At 57.7% G+C, this 22,125-nt stretch carries 10 protein-coding genes and 2 tRNA genes; 4 read left to right on the plus strand and 8 right to left on the minus strand.

What is annotated here, in order from left to right; translation table 11 throughout:
* Window positions 1–16 precede the first annotated feature (16 nt).
* The 4 genes from AC01ZF_RS04890 to ruvB all read right to left on the minus strand — a co-directional run bounded on the left by AC01ZF_RS04890 (window position 17) and on the right by ruvB (window position 3,839).
* The gene (locus AC01ZF_RS04890) at window positions 17–949 is read right to left on the minus strand and encodes a heme-dependent oxidative N-demethylase family protein (protein ID WP_424676574.1); all 933 of its coding nucleotides are present in this window, start codon (window positions 947–949) and stop codon (window positions 17–19) included.
* Window positions 942–1,892, minus strand: coding sequence for a homocysteine S-methyltransferase (gene mmuM / locus AC01ZF_RS04895; protein ID WP_476575169.1), 951 nt, complete (start codon window positions 1,890–1,892; stop codon window positions 942–944). The genes AC01ZF_RS04890 and mmuM overlap by 8 nt, the downstream gene beginning before the upstream one ends.
* A 114-nt stretch (window positions 1,893–2,006) precedes the next feature.
* Window positions 2,007–2,783, minus strand: a complete 777-nt coding sequence (locus AC01ZF_RS04900; RefSeq protein WP_424676572.1) for a glycosyltransferase family 2 protein — start codon at window positions 2,781–2,783, stop codon at window positions 2,007–2,009.
* A gap of 3 nt (window positions 2,784–2,786) precedes the next feature.
* Complete coding sequence (gene ruvB, locus AC01ZF_RS04905) at window positions 2,787–3,839, minus strand: Holliday junction branch migration DNA helicase RuvB (protein WP_424676571.1); 1,053 nt, start codon at window positions 3,837–3,839, stop codon at window positions 2,787–2,789.
* Between the two features lie 286 nt (window positions 3,840–4,125).
* On the opposite strand from ruvB, the gene AC01ZF_RS04910 reads away from it, so the two are divergent.
* From AC01ZF_RS04910 to AC01ZF_RS04925, 4 genes are all read left to right on the plus strand, one after another.
* Window positions 4,126–5,565: a cryptochrome/photolyase family protein gene (locus tag AC01ZF_RS04910; protein ID WP_424676570.1), complete on the plus strand. Its 1,440-nt coding sequence runs from the start codon at window positions 4,126–4,128 to the stop codon at window positions 5,563–5,565.
* Window positions 5,558–6,406: an aspartyl protease family protein gene (locus tag AC01ZF_RS04915; protein WP_424676569.1), complete on the plus strand. Its 849-nt coding sequence runs from the start codon at window positions 5,558–5,560 to the stop codon at window positions 6,404–6,406. Before AC01ZF_RS04910 ends, AC01ZF_RS04915 begins: the two co-directional genes overlap by 8 nt.
* Before the next feature lie 213 nt (window positions 6,407–6,619).
* Complete coding sequence (locus AC01ZF_RS04920) at window positions 6,620–8,365, plus strand: collagenase (protein WP_476575170.1); 1,746 nt, start codon at window positions 6,620–6,622, stop codon at window positions 8,363–8,365.
* Window positions 8,366–8,398: 33 nt separating this feature from the next.
* Entirely contained in the window at window positions 8,399–8,773 is a 375-nt protein-coding gene (locus AC01ZF_RS04925; RefSeq protein ID WP_424676567.1) for a YkvA family protein, read from the plus strand.
* 114 nt (window positions 8,774–8,887) lie between these two features.
* Here AC01ZF_RS04925 and AC01ZF_RS04930 read toward each other — a convergent pair whose 3' ends face one another.
* The 4 genes from AC01ZF_RS04930 to AC01ZF_RS04945 form a co-directional block, all read right to left on the minus strand.
* Window positions 8,888–9,787, minus strand: coding sequence for an isoaspartyl peptidase/L-asparaginase family protein (locus AC01ZF_RS04930; RefSeq protein WP_424676566.1), 900 nt, complete (start codon window positions 9,785–9,787; stop codon window positions 8,888–8,890).
* 75 nt (window positions 9,788–9,862) lie between these two features.
* A tRNA-Ala gene (locus AC01ZF_RS04935) sits at window positions 9,863–9,938 on the minus strand.
* A gap of 5 nt (window positions 9,939–9,943) precedes the next feature.
* Window positions 9,944–10,019 (minus strand) — tRNA-Ala (locus AC01ZF_RS04940).
* 294 nt (window positions 10,020–10,313) lie between these two features.
* On the minus strand, window positions 10,314–21,845 hold the full coding sequence (locus AC01ZF_RS04945) for a LamG-like jellyroll fold domain-containing protein (protein ID WP_476575171.1): 11,532 nt from the start codon (window positions 21,843–21,845) through the stop codon (window positions 10,314–10,316).
* Between the last annotated feature and the right edge of the window lie 280 nt (window positions 21,846–22,125).

Below are 22,125 nucleotides of genomic sequence, written 5' to 3' on the forward strand. Positions count from 1 at the left end.
CGTATGATAGCATACTTCAGCCACGTTCAGCGCTCTGGTGCAAATAGGCGAGTAACGGCTGGAGGTAAGACGTAATCCCCTTGTAGGCGAGCATGTCCGGCTCAACTTGTTGCAAGAGCGCGGCTAGGGCCGCAGCCCAGCGGGGATTCGCGGCTAACCGGGCTAAGGGGGCAACATACGTATGCACCGTGAATAAGACCGACGGATGGCGGTTGAGACGCACGAGCGTTTGTCGTTCGACGCGGTAGAAGACGCGCTCACCGGCATTTTCGGCAGTAATCGCTGCTTTCTGTTCGTCGAGCGACCCCAACCGGGGCGAGAGGTCAAGGTCGGGCAAGACAACGAGTGACCAATTACGCCGCCAAACCGGCCGCTGTGGCAGCAAGCGGGCAACAAGCTGATTCGTCGAATAGGCGATCTGTTCACGAAAACCGGGTACCGGTCCATGAATGGCTGCCAGCGGTAATCCCATTTTATCGCCGATGCACCAGCGATTGGGAAAACAGAGCTGACCGGCAATCAGGGGATGACCGGACAACTCATCGACTGCCATAAGCAAGAGATCCTCTTGCACCTGTCGACCAAGCCAATCTATCGGCCATAGTTCGAGATCACCGTTTAGCTTGATCGTCGCCGTCTGACCGAGCAAGCGATTTTCCCAATAGATTTCATTACCGCTCCGCCGCATGACAAACCACTGCGGATAGCTACGGGCCAGCTCACCCACGCCCCATTCCAACAATTCCCACTGTGCCGATAGGCTGTCGGGATACGCTTGCACGTAATACGAGAGGTGCGTTTTGAGCAATGCCAGCTTGAGCGAGACTTCATCGTGATAGTGGGCGAGATCGACGTGGAATACCGGTGCGCCGTGCAGTGGGTAGGCACTCACCCGCAAGACGTTCGGTGTCGGGATAACAAACGGATCGAACGGCCATGCTTCAACCATGCTGTACCTCGCGAGCAGCCCAGGCTGCAACAGCTCGAATATGATCGGGAGTCGTCCGACAACAACCACCGATCAGCCGTACCCCGGCTGCGTACCATTGCCGCGCTTGGGCGGCAAAATCGTCGATCTCGGTCGTGCCGATCCAGCATTGTCCAACCGGATCGTAGACCTCGCCGGAGTTGGGGTAGACTACGATCGGCTTGGTCGTCACCGACCGGATTGCCCGTATCAGATCGGGGATAAAACGCGGCGCTGTGCAGTTAATACCAATCGCGGCGACTTGTGGGTGAGCAGCAATTTCGGCGGCAACCTCGGCTACCGGCTCACCCTGTGCGGTATGCACACCATCGCGGGCACTCAAACTAATCCACGCCGTGAACGGAGCAAACTCCGGTAACAATGCGACTAATGCCCGTGCCTCATCGAGGCATGGAATCGTCTCGCAGGCAAACAGATCGGGTTGGGCTGCAGCCAGGGCAGCCATCCGCGGCCGGTGAAAGGCGATCAGTTCATCAACCGATAGGCCGTAGTTACCATGGTATTCCGAGCCATCGTGCAGATACGCGCCGTAGGGACCAATCGACGCCGCTACAAGCGGGCGGATGCGTCCTACGCGGTTGGCCGGATCAGCCCAGAAGGCATCGCGCGCAGCGCATGCTAGGGCAACTGATTGCTGCAAGAGGGCGATGGCTTCTGCTTCATCCAACCCACGCGCCATAAAGCCGGGGATGGTCGCTTGATAACTAGCCGTGATCGCAACGTCAGCCCCGGCAGCGAAATAATCGGCATGCACGGCTTGGATCAGGGTCGGGTTCTCGATCAACACTTTCGCCGACCAGAGCGGATCGGCCAGATCACAACCGCGCCGTTCGAGTTCGGTCGCTAGCGCGCCGTCGAGGATCAGCAGCGGGCGCTGCGCTAACGCATCAGCAATCGGATTCATAACCGTATCCTTTGTTTGGATATAAACACGCGAAGGCGCAAAGATATTTTGATAACGTTTGGCGATCAGAAATGTGTTACGAATTTGCTGTTTTTTTACTTTATCATCGACACATTACGTCTTAGCGCCTTGGTGTTCCTGCAACCCGCGCAGCATACAGAACTTCACGACTTCATACCACGCCAGGGTTGCGCAGAGGAACAATCCCAACCAACCATCACGCCAGCCACCGAGTTGTAGATAGCGGCGGATAAACTCACGGACTGGTGCACCGATCAGATTCCGCAGCCGCATTCGTCGTCCGTTACAGTAGAGCATGGTAGCCTCGGCCCACGCATAGCGTGCTTGTTTCTGCCACAACTCATCGAACCGCTCGATATTGAGATGGAGCAGATGACCGTGCAACTCCGCAACCGCACCGGTCAGCGTTGCTACTTCGTGAACGCGTACCCGCTCATCATATCGGGTTGCATCGCGTCGAAGCAGGCGCAGTTGATAATCGGGGTACCAACCACCTCCCCGTAAGCGCCGACCGAAAAAGAGGTTGTACCGTGGAATACGGTAGCCAGCGATGGTGTCAGGCGGATTGCGATACACCAGGGTCGCCAGCTCGACGAACAACTGCGGCGTTAATCGCTCATCGGCATCGATGAAGAGGACCCATTCACCGCGACAGCGTTGCAACGCTAAATTTCGTTGCGCACTGAACCCACGCCACGGTTCGATCCACACCTGTGCGCCGTGCGTAGCGGCAATTGCCGCCGTCTCATCGCGGGTCTGTGCATCGACAATGACAACCACGTCGTCACTGAGACCGGCGATACTGCGCAGACAGCCAGCGATATACGCCGCTTCATCGCGGGCGATGATCGCAATTGATAGGCGCATCATAGACTAAAACAACGTACCCTGTTGTGGCCCACTCTCATCTTCAAGTGGCAGCGAACGTTCGGGGAAGGGCAATCCCAGATGCTCATAGGCACGACGAGTTGCCACACGCCCGCGTGGTGTGCGCTGCAAGAAGCCAAGCTGCAACAAGAACGGCTCATACACATCTTCAATCGCGTCTACTTCTTCGGCCAACGCTGCGGCCAGCGTGTTCAGCCCAACCGGTCCTCCATTGAACAACTCAATAATTGCACGCAGTAGGCGACGATCATTTTCATCGAGGCCCAACTCGTCAATCTCTAATTTAGCCAATGCCTCACGAGCCACCGTCAATGTAATTTCACCATTGGCAACCACTTGCGCATAATCACGTACCCGGCGCAGTATCCGGTTGGCGATCCGCGGTGTACCACGCGCACGTCGGCCAATTTCACGGGCCCCTTCTGGGCTAATCGGTACCCCCAAAATACGCGCCGAACGACTGACGATCTCGCTCATGGCTGCATCCGAATAAAATACCAACCGATGTACTGCAACGAAGCGATCACGGAGTGGCGAGGTGAGCAGTGCCAACCGGGTGGTAGCGCCGATCACGGTGAAACGGGGTAAGTTGAGCCGCAAACTTCGCGCACCAGGACCTTTACCAACTACCAGATCGAGCGCGAAATCTTCCATTGCCGGGTAGAGTACCTCTTCTACGGCTCGGTTAAGGCGATGCACTTCATCGATAAACAAGACATCGTTCGGCTGCAAATTGGTTAAGATCGCGGCTAAATCACCGGCTCGCTCAATCGCCGGTCCACTGGTAATCTTGATTTTGGCCCCCATCTCATTTGCCACCACGTTGGCTAACGATGTCTTGCCTAAACCCGGTGGACCGTAAAAGAGGGTGTGATCGAGTGCCTCGTTGCGACCCCGAGCAGCAGCAATCGCAATCCGTAACTGCTCGACAACCTTTTCTTGGCCGATGAATTCGCTGAGCGTGCGTGGACGCAGGCTCTTCTCTATCTGTTGGTCGTCGCTATCAGAATGAGGATTCACTAGCCGCTCGGCGCTCATGCCTTTCCTTTCACCATCGTTTCGCACAGGTGTACGCATCTGGGCTGATTATACCATTGAATAAGGCGTGTTCGTAAAGTGGACGGATGGGGGGTACGGATGGGAGGGGACACGGATTTTCACAGATGTGACGGATGCAACGGATGCGCACGGATGGGGATTAGGGGACGGATGCGACGGATGGGGCAGGGGACACGGCAGCTCAACCTTCAAGAATTCTCGTATAATGAGAATAGTTTGCGTTTGCACCAAGCAGATGTCTTAACTTTGTCAACTCACACCGGCTATGCTCATTCACTGGTTCCGGCGCGATTTGCGCCTACACGATAATACGGCGCTGCTGGCCGCTGCCGATGCGAGCGGAGGGGCGGTGATTCCAGTCTTTATCTTCGATGATACTATTCTGGGCGGGCGCTTTGCTAGCCCGGTACGTACTCAATTTTTGCTCGATAGTTTGACTGCGCTTGATGGCGAGTTGCGTTCGTTGGGACTGCATTTGGTGTTGCGACGCGGCGAGCCTCTCGCTACGCTGATGGCGCTGTTGCGAGAGAGCGGTGCCCACGGGGTGACGTGGAACCGTGACTATACACCATACGCTGTCCAACGTGATAGTACAATTAAGCGTGAACTGCGTGCTGCCGGCTACCGCGCCGAGAGTTATAAAGACACGGTTATCTTTGAGATGAACGAGGTGGTGACTGCCGCCGGTCAGCCGTATACGGTCTATACGCCTTACGCCAAACGCTGGCGCGCACGCCTCGAGAGCGAACCGGTGCGGGTGCAAGGTGTTCCTGAGCTAACGGCTATCCCGTTGCCGGCGAGTGATCCCCTTCCCGCTCTGAACGATCTCTTGCCTACCGCGCCGACGAGTGTGCCCCGCTTTGCTGCCGGCGAAATAGCAGCACGGACCGCACTCGAACACTTCATCCATAACGCTATTGCAAACTACGCCACCGCACGTGACCTTATGGCTATCGCCGGTACGTCTCGCCTCTCACCCTATCTTCGGTTTGGGATGCTCTCACCGCGTCAGTGTGTAGTTGCAGCACGTGCCGCACCATCCGGTCCGGGGCCAGAGAGTTGGATCGGCGAGTTGATCTGGCGTGAGTTCTATATACAGGTGCTTTACCATTTTCCTCATGCCCTACGCGGTAGCTTTAAGCCGGTCTATGACCGGATTGTGTGGCCCAACGATCCTACCCTGTTTGCTGCGTGGCAGCAGGGTCGAACCGGTTATCCGATTGTTGATGCAGCGATGCGTCAACTGCGACAAGAAGGGTGGATGCACAATCGAGCGCGCATGATCGTTGCCTCGTTCCTCACCAAAGACTTGCTTATCGACTGGCGATGGGGTGAACGCCACTTTATGCACCTGCTGATCGACGGCGACCCGGCGGCAAATAACGGTGGTTGGCAGTGGGCTGCCGGCACCGGTACCGATGCTCAACCCTACTTCCGTATCTTTAACCCGGTCAGCCAAGGGCAAAAATTTGATCCTGATGGTGCATACGTGCGGCGTTATGTGCCGGAACTTGCCGGTGTGCCAACGCGCTACATTCACGAACCTCACAAGATGCCACCGGCCGAACAGGTCCGGGCTGGCGTTCAGATTGGGCGTGACTATCCGGCGCCGGTAGTCGATCACGCTACTCAACGCTTGCGTGCGCTCGAACTGTATCGATCAGCGACGCGCACCAATGACGCTGCGGCGGAACAGTATGCTTGATGATCGAACAGAGCTGCATTTTCCGGCTAACGGAATGACCGAAGTACCACTGCTTTGGCAACCGCAAGTGGTACGCTGCCATGCTGCCGGTCCCGGCGGACGACCGTTGCATGTCTTGATTGATACCGGCACCGATCCTTCGGCTATCGATCTGACGTTGGCGCGCCGCCTTGACTTACGTATCGGCGATTTTGCTCTCGGTTCTGATGCGGCATCCGATGCCGTTCCCTTTACCGAGACGGTGTTGCCGTGGTTGCGGATCGGCGCATTGACCCTGCGGCATCTTTACCTGATGGCCGTTGACCTTAGCCACGCGCCATTCCCGGTAGACGTTGTGCTCGGATACAATGTTTTGCATCAACTCAACCTGACCATTGATTACAGGCGACAAACACTGCGCTTATGCCACTCCGACCTTCCTCCTTCACCACCCGGACCGCGCGGAGTGTCCCTCCCTCTCCTTTTCTTCGAGCACTTCCCGGCGATACATGCCCGCGTCACTGCACCGCATACCGCCGAGCTACTCCTTACCCTCGATACCGGATCAAACAGTGCCCTTACCCTCAGCCCAGATCTCGCAGCGACTCTTGGACTTGATGTGCAAACTACACCTGCTACCACCGGTCATGGTTTCACTACGACAACGCCCGTGGTGCTTGGTATGGCCGTCGATCTGCAGATTGGACCGTTTCATCTTGATGGCGTTGCGGTTGATGTTCCGGCTACTCACTACGGTGACCTTGGCCGCCCGGGGCGTGCGAATGCCGGTAATCGGTTACTTAGTCGCTTTCGGCGGGTTACCCTCGATTATCGGCGTGCGGTGTGTGTTGTGGAAGAGTAGGTAACGCAAAGGTGCTAAGCGTCGCTGAGAGTTGCAGGAGGTGTGAAGGTGTGATATGATGCTTTGTACGTTAGTGGCTCTTCAAGCCCCGTTGCGCCTTTGCACGCTCACGCCCTTACCCTCCAATAACCAATTCCACAAAGGAAGACGAGAGACGAGAATAACTCGTTGCAGGATTGTACATGTACGTTATGCTATATCAAGCCGATTTTCATGACGGTTTGTATTACGGTAAACGCAGAGACAACGTGGACGACGCGCATGCGGTACCTGATCGTCGGGTTCGTTGTTCTGATCCTGCTCATTCCGTCCGGTTCGCGGTTACCACTGGCGGTTGCCCCGGCTTATCCACCACCAATCCGCCTGCCGGCGTGCCCACAGCCCACTGTGGCCAATGTCGACGCACTGTTCGCGTTGTTGCCACAGGCTGGCTATGATTGCACCGAGCAGATCGCGGTAGCACTTCGCCCCCGCATCGAGCCGGTATACGTGCAGGAGTTACTCGCGATTGCTGTTGAGCCGACCTTCGACACCCGTACCCGCCGCAATGCACTACGCATTTTGGGCCGCTTGGCCGAAAGTTGGCCGGTTACACGTGCTCGTGAGTTGATGGTGCAGCAGCAGCCGATGGTGCAGATGACGGCGCTCACCCTCCTTGAACGCGAACGCGACAATTTTCTGTTGCAAGATGCGGTCTGGCTGCTCGACAGCCACTACTATCCAAGCTGGGCAGCAGCGCCGGCACTCGAACTGATTGCCCTCGGTGGCGAGTATGCGCCGGCGTTGCGTTACCGCGCCGCCCGTGCTCGTGCTCGACTCATCGCTGCTGAATACGGACCATTGCGCGATGATTCGCAGCGTTTCATCGTGGCGGCACTGCGCAGCGCCGATCCCGGTGTACGCACCGCTGCCGCTGAAGCGATTAGTTTCTTGCGCGACGACCAATTGACAGCACGGACAGATTGGTTACAGCTTGTGGAGGAAGCGCTGGCCCACGAGCCGCCGTTGCACGTAGCTACCGATAGCGGCGATCCACGTGGAGCCGCCCTGTTAACCTTCCTTGAGAGTACGCCAACGACGCTGACGGCACGGGCTGCATTAGCACGCGCTGCCGACCGATTGGCCGGCGAAACTGCGACGGCGCCACGGCTCAATGCCTTGCGCATAGCATACGAACACCTTGCCCTACCGTTGCAACGCGAAAGTGCAACAGTCGTGCTGCGCACCGGTCCTGCCGAGGCGAGCGATGGCGATGAACTGTTAGCGATCGTGGCTACAACATATGCACAGGCTCGTCGCTTACTGGGTTCGGTGGGAGAAATGCCAATCCCCGGCGAAGAACATCTCCCATTACAGGTGCTAATCTTCCCCGGTCAAGCTGCATATCGTGACTACATGCGCGCCTTTACCTCCTTCACCGTTGATGTCGATGGCATTTACGACGTGCAGCAGAACACTCTCTACAGCTACCGGCGTCGTGATGGTCAGACTGCGAATACACTCGCCGAGACGCTCCGCCACGAAGTAGCCCATGCAGTCACAGCAGCCTATCTCTTTCCCGGCCAGTGGCACACGCCCGGCTACCACGCCGAACCGAAGGGCTGGTTCGATGAAGGATTTGCTGAAGTATTGGCCGCACAAACCAAACCCGACGCGCCACTTCAGCCGCATCCGCGTCATCTGGCGACTATCTGTGCGCAACCGCTAAAGCCGGCTCTCGCCGATCTGGTGGCGTTACGTACCGGCTATGACCAGTATGGGACGTTTGACTACCCGGCAGCTTGGGCATTGATGCATTTCTTGCTCGCCGAACGACCTGCAGTAGCGGCGGCATTGATCTCGGCCTGGCGCAACCAGACGTATCACCTGTCCAACTGGCCAACGTTGGGTGGTTGGTCAGATTGGACCAGTGCCGAATCCGATTGGCACCGTGCGATTGAGCGTTGGTGTAGGCTATAATGCAGCCGACATCATGCAATACTTGGTCAACGTATGCTAACAACCCTCAAACGCCACATCCACACGCTTAAGCGCGAAGCCTACACACTGTACATTGCTCTACGCGATCCGCGAGTACCCTGGTACACCAAAGTGCTGCTTGCCCTGGTAGTAGCCTATACCTTCAGTCCCATCGATCTTATTCCTGATTTCATACCGGTGCTGGGGTATCTAGACGATTTCATCCTAACCCCACTCGGTATCTGGCTCGCACTCAAACTTATCCCGTCCGAGGTGATACGTTCAGCCCGCCAACAAGCAGCAACCCTAGACGAACAAGGGAAGCCGGTCAGTCGCATCGGTGCTATGATAGTGATCGGGATCTGGCTGATCGGTCTGATTGGCCTGCTCTGGTGGTGGTTCTCATAACATACACCACCGTTACCGTATGCGAATGGTTAAGGAGACACAAGGCGGTGGAGCGACTCAACGCACGACTCCGCCGCCTACATCAATCGCCACACCTGCTCCACCCAAGATGGCTTATACCCCTGAGTGAGCAACACCGCGCCCATCGATATACGCATGGGCCATACGCGGTGTATTCCACGCCAAACCCACCGAACCGTCCGGTGTCAAGACGATAACGCCACCGCGTCCATCAGGTACCAACTCACCGAGCAAGCGAATACCACGCTCAGCAGCCTCTTGGGGAGCAATTCCGGCTTCCAGCAACTCAACCACTCGCCGGGCCAGCGCCACCCGCGTAATTGATTCACCCCAGCCGGTGCAAACGGCAGCACCTACCGGCGTCGCGTATAGTCCACATCCAATAAGCGGCGTATCACCAACCCGACCCGGCAGCTTAAATGGCGTACCACCGGTCGAATTAGCGGCGACCAGATTTCCAGCCCGATCGAGCGCAATCGCACCCACCGTATCGTGCGCATCGGTCGCAGAGGGAGGAGGCGCACCCTTGGCTTGCCACTCTAACCACAAACGTCGCTCACGCTCAACAATCAGCTCTTCATTGGCACACAGCGTCATTCCAACAGACACGGCAAACGCTTCCGCACCGGGACCAACCAACATCGTCGCCGGACCGTTGAGCACGTGGCGGGCCAACGTGATCGGGTTGCGAATCTGGCGCACCCCGGCCACAGCACCATAACGAAGGGTGTGCGCATCCATCACCGCAGCGTCAAGTTCGACTATACCGGCGCTATTGAGTACCGAACCGGTGCCGGCATCGAAGATCGGATCATCTTCCATCACTCGCACCGCCGCCTCAACCGCTTCGAGCGCGCTGCCACTACGCTGCAAACATTGCCAGCCAGCGGCTCGCGCCGCCTCGCACCCGGCGATATGCGCCGCCACCTGGTCATCGGGGATTGCCCATGCTCCACCATGCACGATTAGTGCGATCAACGACTCTGTTGTCACGCTGTTACCTTCCGTTCTCTACAAACATACCGGTCAGAAATGAAAACCGTCGCCTTTGAGGCGACGGTTGAATTTTGGTGGAGCCAAGGGGATTCGAACCCCTGACCTCAACACTGCCAGTGTTGCGCTCTTCCAACTGAGCTATGGCCCCGAACTTGGTGGAGGTGAGGGGATTCGAACCCCTGACCTCGACAGTGCGATTGTCGCGCTCTACCAACTGAGCTACACCCCCGCTCACACCGCAACATCCTACCACGAATAGTGCCGGATGTCAAACTATACCGCTAATATTCGTCGGCGGGAGTGGCCCTCACCCCCCGCCCCCTCTCCCACGATGCGGGAGAGGGAGAAATAAAATACCTTTCGCGACTTTTGCCCTTCGTGGGGCATGGCGTGGAACACGGCATGCCGTGCCCCTGCGGGTGGCGCTGTGTGCGTGCGGGGCCTTTGCGCCCTTCGCGCCCTTTGCGCCCTTTGCGCCTTTGCGTTACCCGCTTTGCCCCCTCTGCGCCTTTGCGTGAGCGTCCTACTTGAAGATGACCGGTACCCATACCCGATTCGGCCCATTCGCCGTCAGTGGCCCGATGGTGGTGGTGTTGCCGGCTGCATCCCGCGCCGTGATGTACATACGATACACACCGGGCACACTCAGCGATGCAGTATAGCGCCACTGGCCTCCTTGCAGATCGGCGGCTCCGTTCTCGACCAATCCATCGGGTCGTTCGATCCGCACAGTAATTCCGGTGACTCCCACCTCATCAGCATAGGTACCGCCAAGCAAGATGCTCCCTACCGATGACGAAGATGCCGGAACGACCAGCCCACCAACAGCAGTTGGCATAGCATCACCGAGCTGAACACTATTGAGTGCGGTCGCCGTTAGCACCTCGCCGGTGACGGTTGGTGCAACCGTGTCGATCACGTAGTCGAATTGGCGGGCCGGGCCGCGATTGCCGGCGAGATCGATCGGCGTCAGGCGCACTTGCTGCGCCGCCTGCGTCACTCCCGCACGGATAGGCAGGGCGTAGCTCCAGTTGTCGTTCTCGTCAGCCCACACCTCTTCGCATTGGAAGCCGCGCCCATCCTGCTGGTTGACGCAGATTTCCACTGCCCACGCAGCACGGTCGTCTTGCACCCGACCCTCAAGTTGTAACGTACCCACGCTCACCGATCCCATTCCCAAGCGCGCTTCGCTGCCATCGCTCAAGATCAGATTGGGGAGATTAGCATCCACAACCAGATCAACCGGATCACTCCAGGCACTAGTTTGGCCGCCGGCATCGGTGGCGCGCACCCGCATCGTCACCGCTGTGTCATCGACTGGATTACTGATATTGACCGTACACTGCCACTCGCCATCGTCGGGGGTGGGGTCGGCGCAGGTGGTGATCGCGGGGGCAGCCGTACCCACCCGCGTCTCGATCTGAATCTGCGGCACGTCCGATTCGTCCCACGCCACGCCGGACACCGTGACCAGACCGGGTTTCACATAGGCGACCGGATCGTAGATCGCGACATACTCCGGCGGCGCGATGTCAACCGGATGGTCAACGAATAACCAGTCGAGCGCATCGTCAAGACCGGTGGTGTCATCGTGGAAGGAGATGTCCACCGTGGCCCAGTCTTCGTCTTCACCCGCGTCGCGGGCAATCTGGCGATCGACCACGCCGGTGAAGGTGGCAGTGCCGCTGGTGTTGGGGGCAATGGTTCCCAAGGTGATGAACTGTTCGTAGTAGGGGTTCCCGCCCGATCCAATCACAAGGTTGCCTCCCGGCAGCCGCAGCGCCCCCCAGTTGACGATCCATGCCTGTACGTTTTCGGCTGGCGCTTCCCCGACATTTTCGTAGTGGATCGTGTAGGTAATGGTCTGCCCTTCAAACAACAGCGGATGGGAGTTGTCGATCTCGGCGAGCTGGGTGCTCGCCACGTGGTTGTTGGTGTCGAGAAGCTGGCTCTGCGCGTCGATCAGCTCGTCGGTGAAGATTGAGTAGATCGATCCCACCGGGGTGGCCGTGATACGGAACCGCACATCAGCCACGACCTGTCCTGCGCCGGGGCACAGGCCGGGGCCAAGATTGGCCCACGCGATCACGTTGGTGAGCGCGATCTGATTGGTGATCGTTTCGCTGCTGCGGCTATTAAGCACCCGCGGACTGGTGAGCGGATTGTTGGCCGGCATCACTGCCCACGTGCGCAGGCTGTCTTCTTCGGTGGCGTAGGCAAGCATACGCGCCTGCGTCGTGGCCGGGCTCGTGATATTGAGCACCGCAAACGGCAGGTAGGCCTCGAACAGATCGGGTTGGGCAGCGTCAACCCACGCCTGCCATGCGCCGCTCATCGCTACCCATGCCGCGCCATTCCAACGCAACAGACTGATAGTCTGCGCGTCATCGACCCGCAGCAGGTAGTCAGGGGCAAAACCGTCGGGGAAGCGCAGATCGGGCTGGCCGGCCGGCATCCCTTGCGTATAGACCGCCGGCGCGCCGCCGGTAGCGGTGTCGAGGTAGAGGTACAAATCCTCGCTTGCCCCCCAGATAGCGCCGCGCCATGCCACGCGTAGCGCCCGGTTGTCCCAACTCACATAGAGCCGTTGCACGGCATTAGTCGCCGCCAGTTCGTTCGTGCGGCGAGCCAAGGCGCTGTTTTGACCAACCAACGCACACGCTCCCTCGCGCCAGCCAGTGGCAACCGTCCGTTCCGGCGCGGTGAAACCGGTTTGCGAAATAGCATCAGGCGTGAGCGGCGTATCGTAAATGATCGGGCCGAAAGTTTGCATGCGTTGGTTGCCGTTGGCGTCTTGCTGTACCAAATGCGCATAGAGGATGCTGCCTTCGGGTGGCGTAGGCAGATCGTGGCTGCCGGGGCCAGCCCCATACGCGCTAAGCGCGGCCAGATTCGGCTCGCGGTCGGTGCTCCAACCGGCGCGGAAGGTGACCGGGCCGGCGTTGTCGCTGCCTGCCCCCCATTCCATCCGCAAACCAGCGCCGGCAGCACGCACGGCATCGCCTTCGTTCAACGTTGCGCCGCCGATCACACGCAACGTCACCGTCTGCGCTGCCGGTGGACGCACGTCGACCGTTATCGACTGTGCCGTTGCGGTGATCGTTCGCCCGGCGGCATCAGTCGCTCGCAGATTCATGGTGAATAACCGGTTATCGAGATCGTTAGACGGTTGGTTGATCGGCACCCACCATCGTCCGCTCATAGCCGGATCGGGAGCGGCATCGATCCACGTCACACCATCGAACGAGGCTTGCACATTCGTGATCACGCCGGTATCGGTCACTTGAATCGGCAGCGCCAGCGTATCGCTGAAGGTATTGGCTGAGGTTATGGTCGCGGTGGCAAAACCGAGTGCAGTAGGCGCTGCCGTATCAACAAAAAGGGTCATCTGGCGGGTAGCGAGACGATTGCTCTGATCGGTGACTTGCACTTCCAACGCATACCGACCCTCTGCCGGCGGTATCCATGTCGTCGAGAAGGAGCCGGTCAGTTCGCCAGACCACATCTGCTCGAAGATCAAGCTGCTATTCACCAATACTCGCACCCGGCTCAAACCGGCATCGGCCCGCGCATTGCCGGCAATTGTGATCGTGCCAAGTGTCGTGAAAATATTGCCGGTTGGCGAGGTGACGAGCAGATCGACCACCGGCGCAGGTGACGTGACCGGCTGCGGCGTACCGCTGCCGGCGCGGCCCAGCGTGTCTTGGGCCGTCGCGGTGTTGGTATAGGTGATATGGCCATTGACCACGTAGGTCACATCGCGCCCGTACAGCAACCGCACCTCGTCGTTGAGCCGGCGCCACACCGGGGGCTGGTAATAGACGAGGGTGTCAGTCTGTTCGAGGATCGTGCCGCTAGGGAGCGGGCAGACCAGCGTTGCGCTAGCGAGATTGATGTCACGGGCTTGGCAGGTGATAGTAGTACGCGCCAGCGCGCCGCTGCCCTGCTGCATCACAGTGATGGAGACCTGCGGCGCGCGCAGATCGACCATGCCCCGCCAGACAATCACCCCCGTCGGATCAACGGTGCGATTGCCGAGCGCGTCGGTGGCGCGTATGGCGAGCGCATACATCCCGTCGAGCGTGTTCGGGACGGGCAGACTCCACGTACTAGCGGCGGTACCTGGTGTGGCGAGCGTGACGTTCTGCCAGCTCTGATCCGCCGCTGCGCGCACGTGGGCAACTTCGTCAGCGGCAAGCGCATAGTCGTAGAGATAGACCTCGTCGAGCTGACCGGCAAACCCACCCAGTCGCGATTCGGCGGCAGGTAATGTACCGGCAACACAAGGAATGCTTGTCACTACCGCACCATTACCGTAAACGGCCAGGGTGGAACCATCGTAGGTCAAGGCGAGATGTTGCCAACCCGTGCCGGCTAGCATGAAGGTAGCCGAACAAGACCCGCTATTCCCAAGTAGTTGAGCACCGGTAGTCGTAAGTTCGACGTAACCGGGCTGACCAGCCTGGCCTCGCTCGAACACCCGACCACTACCATTAACCCATGCCGCAACACTGAGTCTACTAAGACCACCAAGTTGGTCGGTGATAGTGAGTGTTTGAGTGCCACCGAGCGCAATTCCTTGCCCGACGCGGCCACTTGCGATCACGGAGGGACAATTCGCACCGCTACAGGTAGCGATTAACCCTCCATCAACTGCATTAGCAAACACCTTACTCCCATCTGGTTCATCAAACGATAGCCGGATTGCTGCGTTGATCAGCGCATCGGCTTGCTCAAGCGGCCACCATGCTGCCTCGAGCGTTTGTACACCGCTCGCCACCGAACCGGTGTCAGTCACCACACCGGTTAAGGTCAGAGAGGTTGTGATCTGCTCACCGGGATTAGTGTCCAGCGCGATGGTAGGTGCCGTCGCATCGAGTCTGAGCAGGGTTGGTCGTTCGACCGTTTGCACATTCCCAGCCAGATCGGCAGCACGCATCGTCACTGTATACACCCCGGTTGGCGGCGTCAACCGCCCATCAACTCCGCCACCGGTGACAAGAAGATAGTTGTGCTGCCATGTGCTACCGGTTGCCGGCACCGCTTGAGCTAGGCTGGTCACAGCATCAGCACTAGCCGGTAGTAATTCAAGCGTGAGTTGCGCATTACCACTGGCGGCATCGTTCAGTGTCCCGGCGAAGGGAAAAACCCAACCGCCATTGGCATCGAGGGTCGGACGCACGATTAACGATGGGACATCAGGCACCAAGGTCAATGTTGGCGGTGTGCGATCAACACGGAATGTTACCGATGCACTCGGCGCACCTTGATTGCCGGCGGCATCGCGAGCACGCACACGCAGCGTATGCGCACCTTCCGATAGACTGCTTACATCAATTGTCGCTGCCCACGTCGCTCCGGGGTCCACCGTCTGCCACACACCACCGTCGAGACTTATTTCTACCAGCTCAATCGGATTAGCATCGCTCACCACCCCGCTCGCCACCAAACCACTGTTCACATTAGCGGCAGGCACATAGCTATCACTGACCGGCGCGAGTATCGAGGCAACCGGAGGCGTACTGTCAACTATGAGCCGCAATGGAGTAGGTAAGGTACCGTTATCCAACAACCCCGACTCTTCGCCGACCAGTTCGGCCTGGATTGTTCCGATCTGTGTACCGCCACCGTTCAGGCCCGCCGGTGCGACAACACACGGCTGGCCGGCGGCACAGGCTAATGCGCCACCGACACCGGATGGCGCATCAACCAGCCACGCAAAGCGTTGCGGGCTGCCCAACAACCGATTCTGCCCGTCAACCGCCTGATAGAGAAGATGACCGCGCTCAGCAATCCGCGCCCCGGCAGCGACCACAAAGTGATCGTTGGCAGCAGCCACTGTTGGATTGATGAGATTAACCGCACCATCCGAGAGCAGTACCACCTCAGTGAGCGCCGTCGTGCCGACCAGCAGACGGCCAACTACCGAGCTATCGCGCAGATAGACCAGCAAGGCGCGTCCGAAAGCAGTACTATAGGCCAACGCCGGTTTGGTCTCATCGGCGGGAGTGGCAGTTATTGACGTCGGTATACCTGCCCCAGTCTCATCGAAGCGCACCAACCAAATATCGCGCTGCGTCGCCGACCCACGTTCATATGCAACGAGATAATTGGTACCGGCGGCAACCACTGTCACTGCACTCCCAGCCTGAAGATTAGGATCGAGCACTAATGTCGCACCGCTCAACGTCCCATCGGCAGCGATCCGCCGAGCGTGCAAGGTACCGTTGTCAAGCCAAACAACGGCAAAACTGGTACCATTACTCGCCACTACCGGCATTATCCCGTTACCGAGAGTCAGCGGTGTGGCAACAGTACTACCGACCACACGAGTAACCCGGACGACTCCACCATCTTGCCACGCCACCAGACACGCTCCGCTCAGACAAGCGACTGACGGCTGCGTTCCGGCGGCTACGTTGAGCGGTGTCGGCAAGTTGTTGGGTTGCGCGGTAAAGAACTGCACCTGACCACCACGAGAGACGACCAATGCGTAAGGTGCAGCAGCACTGGGAGCAGCGGCCACCGCCGCCACACTCACATCAGCCCCGGCCTGCTCAACAAACACCGGTGGCGTCCAGCGTGCGGTTGGATTACCACCCAGACTGTATTGCGTGATCGCATCGATCACAAATGGTCCTTCCGGTGCGTCAGCCGGAATGGTCAGATTGGTGACGAAGCTATGCTCTTGCCCCGGCAACAGCTCGAAGGTTTCAGCCGGCAAACTTGTTCCAGGCAGATTTAACCAGAACGCACCACGTAGTGGACGACCGTTCGCCAAAAGATAACGCAAGGTAGCCGTATAGGTCAACACCTGACCGGGTCGCACTACCAGAGTACTATCATCAACCGTCGGGAAGACACCAATCGGTGCTTGTGATGTAGTCAGCTCACTCGAGATCGTCGTCTGCGGTGTAGCCATCAACGCCGCCAAATTCATCTGCGTCATAACCTCACTCGCCGGTAATGCCCGATTGAACAAGCGAGCTTGGGCCATAACCCCGACGAATCGCTGTGGTATATATTGGCGATCACCCAACCGCAGCTCGTTCTGCGACCAATCGACATCGCTGATCGCGCCCGCCCCGTGGTAAGTATGCACCGCCGCGCCGTTGAGATAGGTGGTCACCACGCCGCGGTTGTACGTCACCGCCACATGCGTCCACTGATTGAGCGGCGCCACCGCGCCGGTGTTGATCCACGCCCAGCCGGGATTGGCGTTGGCAAAAGCCCACTGGATGGTGCCATCAGGGAAGCGCGCTACTTCGTACTCGCCCTCACGATTGATCAAGATGCCGTTGGTAAATGCGGTAGGATAGATCCAGACTGTGAAACTCATCTCATCCGCCATGCGGAAACGTTCATCACTAATTACCAGAAACTGATGACCGTTGAATTCAGTGCCGGTTCTACCGCCAATCGTCGTAGTGGGAGTAGGACAGGCTCCGGCAACGCAGTCGAAGGCTCGTCCTCCAGCCGAATCGGCAAACGATGAAACAAGCGGCCAGGCACCGACGCGCGAACGCACTGCTACCGCATCACCCTGTGTCAACCAAACGGCATCAGACAAGCCATAACCCCGCGAATCGGTCGCTAGCGGGCTAGTACGGATCAACAACGGCCGTCCACTCACCGTTACCAATTGACCTTTCACCTCAAGTGCATCGCCCAAGCCATCGCCGTCGGTATCAGGACGAGTGGGATCGGTACCCCAACGCACTTCTTCCAAATCGCTCAAACCATCGGTATCGGTATCGGCCGTGCGCAGATTCAAGCGCATACCTTCACGAGCGCGCCGCAGCTCAAACGCATCGCTCAGCCGATCACCGTCGGTATCCCATGTACTGTCATTCGGATCGACATCGCGGTGGAGACCGTCAAGATCGCGATCGGGCAATGACGGAAACGGAACACTTCCTCCCCAATCCATACTGACAAACTCGTCGAGGGTGGCCGGTAAGATATCGAAGACCAAACTATCGGCCAGGCGAGAATTGTAGCGCTGCACGTCGTCATACGCGCCGCACCATACGAAAATACAGCGCTTATACGGCAGATTGAAGGCAGTGTTCATCCAGAGTGACGTTGAGCGGTTGATCCCTGCCGGGAAGGAAAAATCAACCGAACGCGGATACGAATCTTGGATCGGTGGCCAACCAGGCGAGACGTGGAGACTCTGTTCTGAGGTGGCGAGCGATACCTCACCAGAAACCCGCTGACGGGCCTGCCAGTCATTCCACGGGTTGCCAAACCAACGATTGCCGATCCGGTTCGGATTCCACGCCAGATTCGGGTAGACGGTCGCACTGAAGCGGAGGGGGTTCCATGCGGTCATGCCTGCTGCCGGATTGATCAATCCTAAATTGGTGCTATCTACCGTTGGACGCACGGTCAAGTAGCGCGACTCATCAACGATAAAGCGGGCGATCTGTTGGAAAAGCCATGTCGAGAATGTTGTTGCTCGACCCAATATCAGCGAGAGGATCACCGACAGTAGCGCATCGATGATGGTAATGACGGCCACAATGATAAGGCCGACCTTGGGAATAAAGGTAAGAGCGGTGAGGAGAACGATCCATGCCACTTGTAATACAGTAGTGATAATCAATTGCGCGAGTGCGACACCCGACAACTGGTTGGCGACCGCTTCGTAGATAGCTAAGCCAACAGTAGCTACGACCAACACCGCACCGACAAAGATCGTGAACGCTGCTGAAGCCGCTGTGATCTTTTGTAAACCGAATTTGGCAATCAGGATCAGATCAATGCCGTTCTTAACAATAGTCGCTACCGATGACGTAACGTGCGCCACCAATTCCATTCCACCGGACATCAACCAGCGGTTCAGTTCCGGTGAAATCTGGCCTAATTGCGCCGTCGTTGCCAAGATCAAGCCGGCCACCAACGCGCCGATGATTGCGCCGCGAATCGCATCACCGGCCTTGGCCTTGAAACTGGTCACAAATTGGCTGGCAACCGACCATGCTGCCCCTCCACCCCGTGCTGCGCTAATCGCCAAGCCCTTCACCACACCGCCGATCATCTTCAACACCCTATTTGTATCCGACCCTTGGGCCGATCCTAGGACTGCAAGAGCATGCTTGAGCGCACCTGCCCCTTGGGTAGCTAAAGCAGTGTTGATCTGCGCCAATGATGCATCAGGGCTGGCAAAATCAGCGAGCGGGCGCTGCTCGCCATTGGCGACAAGAGCCATCACGCCTTGGATTAGTACTCCAAGATAGTTACGCAACACGACAAGCTGACCTTCGCGTGTCTCTTCATCAGTACTGGTCTGCCCCCTATGACGATCAATAAAGCGCTGCATTGTCTGCTCTGGCGACAACGTCCGCCAATCACCAGAAAACTCATAGCCGGTTAGGCTAAGGTAATTCATGGTTTGAAGGTAGACCGGATTCTGACCACCGGTAGCAAGATTCATTATCAAGATAGTATCCGACCATGAGGCATTACTACCAAGACTATCGAAATTGAGTGCGCGGAATGTCTCACTACGGGCGTGCAAGAGGAGAGGCTGATCAGACACCGGTATTTGCCCTAGCAAGTTACGGTTGAGCGTCGTCGAGTTGCGAGCCAGGCTAAGCGTATCGTCGTGGGTGTAGGCACTAGCGAGAAAGATATTCGGTAGATTCCAACGCGCTTCACTTGATACACTGCCATTACTCAGACGGTGAAAGCGGTTGGCGATAGCTGCCGGTGATAGATCACCACGGGCGCGCATAAAGCTCTGGTTGAGACCGTTGATCAAGGCCAAGAGCGCATCATCGCGGGCGACTGCGTCACCCTGCACCTGCGGGTCGGCCACCAGCAACACGCCGCTCACGCCATGCTCTTCGCGAATTTGCATCCCGGTCAGAAACCAATTAGTGTTGTCGTAGACATGGATAATGGCAGATTTATCAAACCCATCCACATCGTTTTTCATCTGTACCGCCCAGATTAGCCGCAACCGATGGGCATTACCCCATGACGATGACCCTTGATACCACATCCGCCCCGAAAAGGCTACTCGTTCGCCGGTCTGACTATCGGTTACAAGACTGAGCGGGACATAGGCGACGATCGTGTTCGCGTCAGATCGACGTAACGTGATCCCTTGCGCACTGAGGACGGGCGAGGAGAGATTGCCATTGCCATCGTCAGTATATGGCGGAAGCGTAGAAAAAGAATTTCCCGGGATAGTGATTTCCAGCAGTGGGAGAAGCTGTACATCATCGGTCGTCCAATTGCGATCTTGGATCTGCCCGGCACCGTCATGGGGCCAATCGAAGCGACTCTGAGCGTACCAGAGTTGGCCTACCTGTTGTGGGCGCACTTGAACATCTACCGCTACCAGCCGGTTTGGGGTTAGATTATCGAGGCGCAACCACATCGCTCGATTGTTGCTGAAGACCCCCTGCGAGTAGGAATTGGTCATTGGCGAGAGATCGATCCGATCGGGCACACCATCGTTATCATTATCGTAGTCGAAAGCATCAGGAATACCATCGGCATCGGTATCGTATGCGTACAGCACATTTCCGTTACGAACCACTTCCAGACTATCAAGTACGCCATCGCGATTGGTATCTTGAGCCAACGGGTCGAGGCGCCAATCACGACCGGCATACGAAAAACCAACCGCTTCGGCGAAGTCACTCAAGCCATCGGCATCGGTATCGCTATCGAGAGGGTTTGTACCGAGAAACTGCTCTTGGAAGTCGGTTAAGCCATCACCATCACTATCACGACCATCATCAACCAGAGTCGCTGGTGCGCTGTTGAGCACCGTTGAGGCCTGCGTCGTGAGCGTAGTGAGGCGAGCGGGACCATCGGTGGCTAATTGTGGATTGGTGCCAAGGATCGCTTCTTGAGCATTGCTGAGGCCATCACCATCGCTGTCAGTAGTCGCATTGCCGCGTACTTCACTTAACCATACATCGGCCAGCAAGCGTGCCGCCGCTACATCGGGTGGCAACGTAGTTTCCGTTTCTGAAGTACGGTCCAGCTCTGCTTGCGCTTGATGATGGCGGGCCATTTGGGCTGCCCACTCAGTTTGAGCCGCATCAACCCGCTGCGCCGTTAGCAATGGGCCACCTACCAGCGTTACAATTAACACGCCTGCTAAAACACCAGATAGCCGGCGTGAACCGCGCCAGCGGATCAGCAAAATGGTAGCACCCAAACCCATCAGCAGTGCTGCAACTATCGGTAGCGCCACATCACTTATATCGTGCAACGTTCCCAACCACTGCTGCCAAAACAACGGCCAGGCCGACGGCAGCGGCCCAAAACCGGCAAAATCCATCGTTAACTGCGCACGACTCGTTGACCGATCGCCGGTAGCCGGCAAAACCAAATCCAGTATCTGCCGCACCGGCAAGCCATCAGCATTAATCCAAACCTCACCACTGCCACGCAAGCGGTCATACTCAGCAGCCGGGCGAAGCTCAACCCCCGGCGGTAATCGGTTGGCCTGACGCAACGCTTCTTGCTGATGTTCACGTAGGTAGCGCTCGAGCGCCATCGCATCGATCTGGAAGGCATAGCGCGTCACTGTGTGCCCAGCTCTCTGCTCCTCGCCCAGTAGACGTACATCACGCACCGCATTTAGATACCCCAACACATCACCGCCGGGCGCAAAAACTTCACCAAGACCGCTATACTCCTCCCACTCACCTTCGCCTTGGCGCATCCACGTCTGCCCGGCGATAACACGCAGCATCACACTGCCATCACCGGTCTGAACGTTACCGCCCTGCGACCATACGTGCAATTCGGTCGTCTTATCCGGTATATCGGCCGTACCTTGCAGATACATCTCGTGCCGCTCAGGAGGGCGACCGGCATTCACCGGTGATGCGACAGGATCGGCGATCATCGTCGCCGATGCCTCAAACCGGTATGTGCCGGTGCTAAGCGCACGCTGCCAAGCCACACGGATGGGATCTGGATTTGCCATCGGATAGAGACGTACAGCTATCAGTAATAGAAAGAGGGAGATGAGGGCAATTGACAAACCAACGACGGCGTGGGAGAGATGGTGCGGCTTGTGCATAGCGAGGTCCTCCAAAACATTGGAAAATTCAAGGAGTTAGCACGACAATGTTTTGCGTAAGTCTTGTGCAGAAGTGTACAAGGTGTAGCGTAACAAAAACGTTACAAACCGAAAAACGCAAAGACGCGAAGGTCGCGAAGGGTTGTCCGGCCTCTCTTTGTGCCTACCAATCGTCAGTACATGTCGGCGTGAGACTGGGGAAGTCGCGAAGGGTTGTCCGGCCTCTCTTTGTGCCTACCAATCGTCAGTACATGTCGGCGTGAGACTGGGGAAGTCGCGA

This window comes from Chloroflexus sp. (assembly GCF_056331925.1).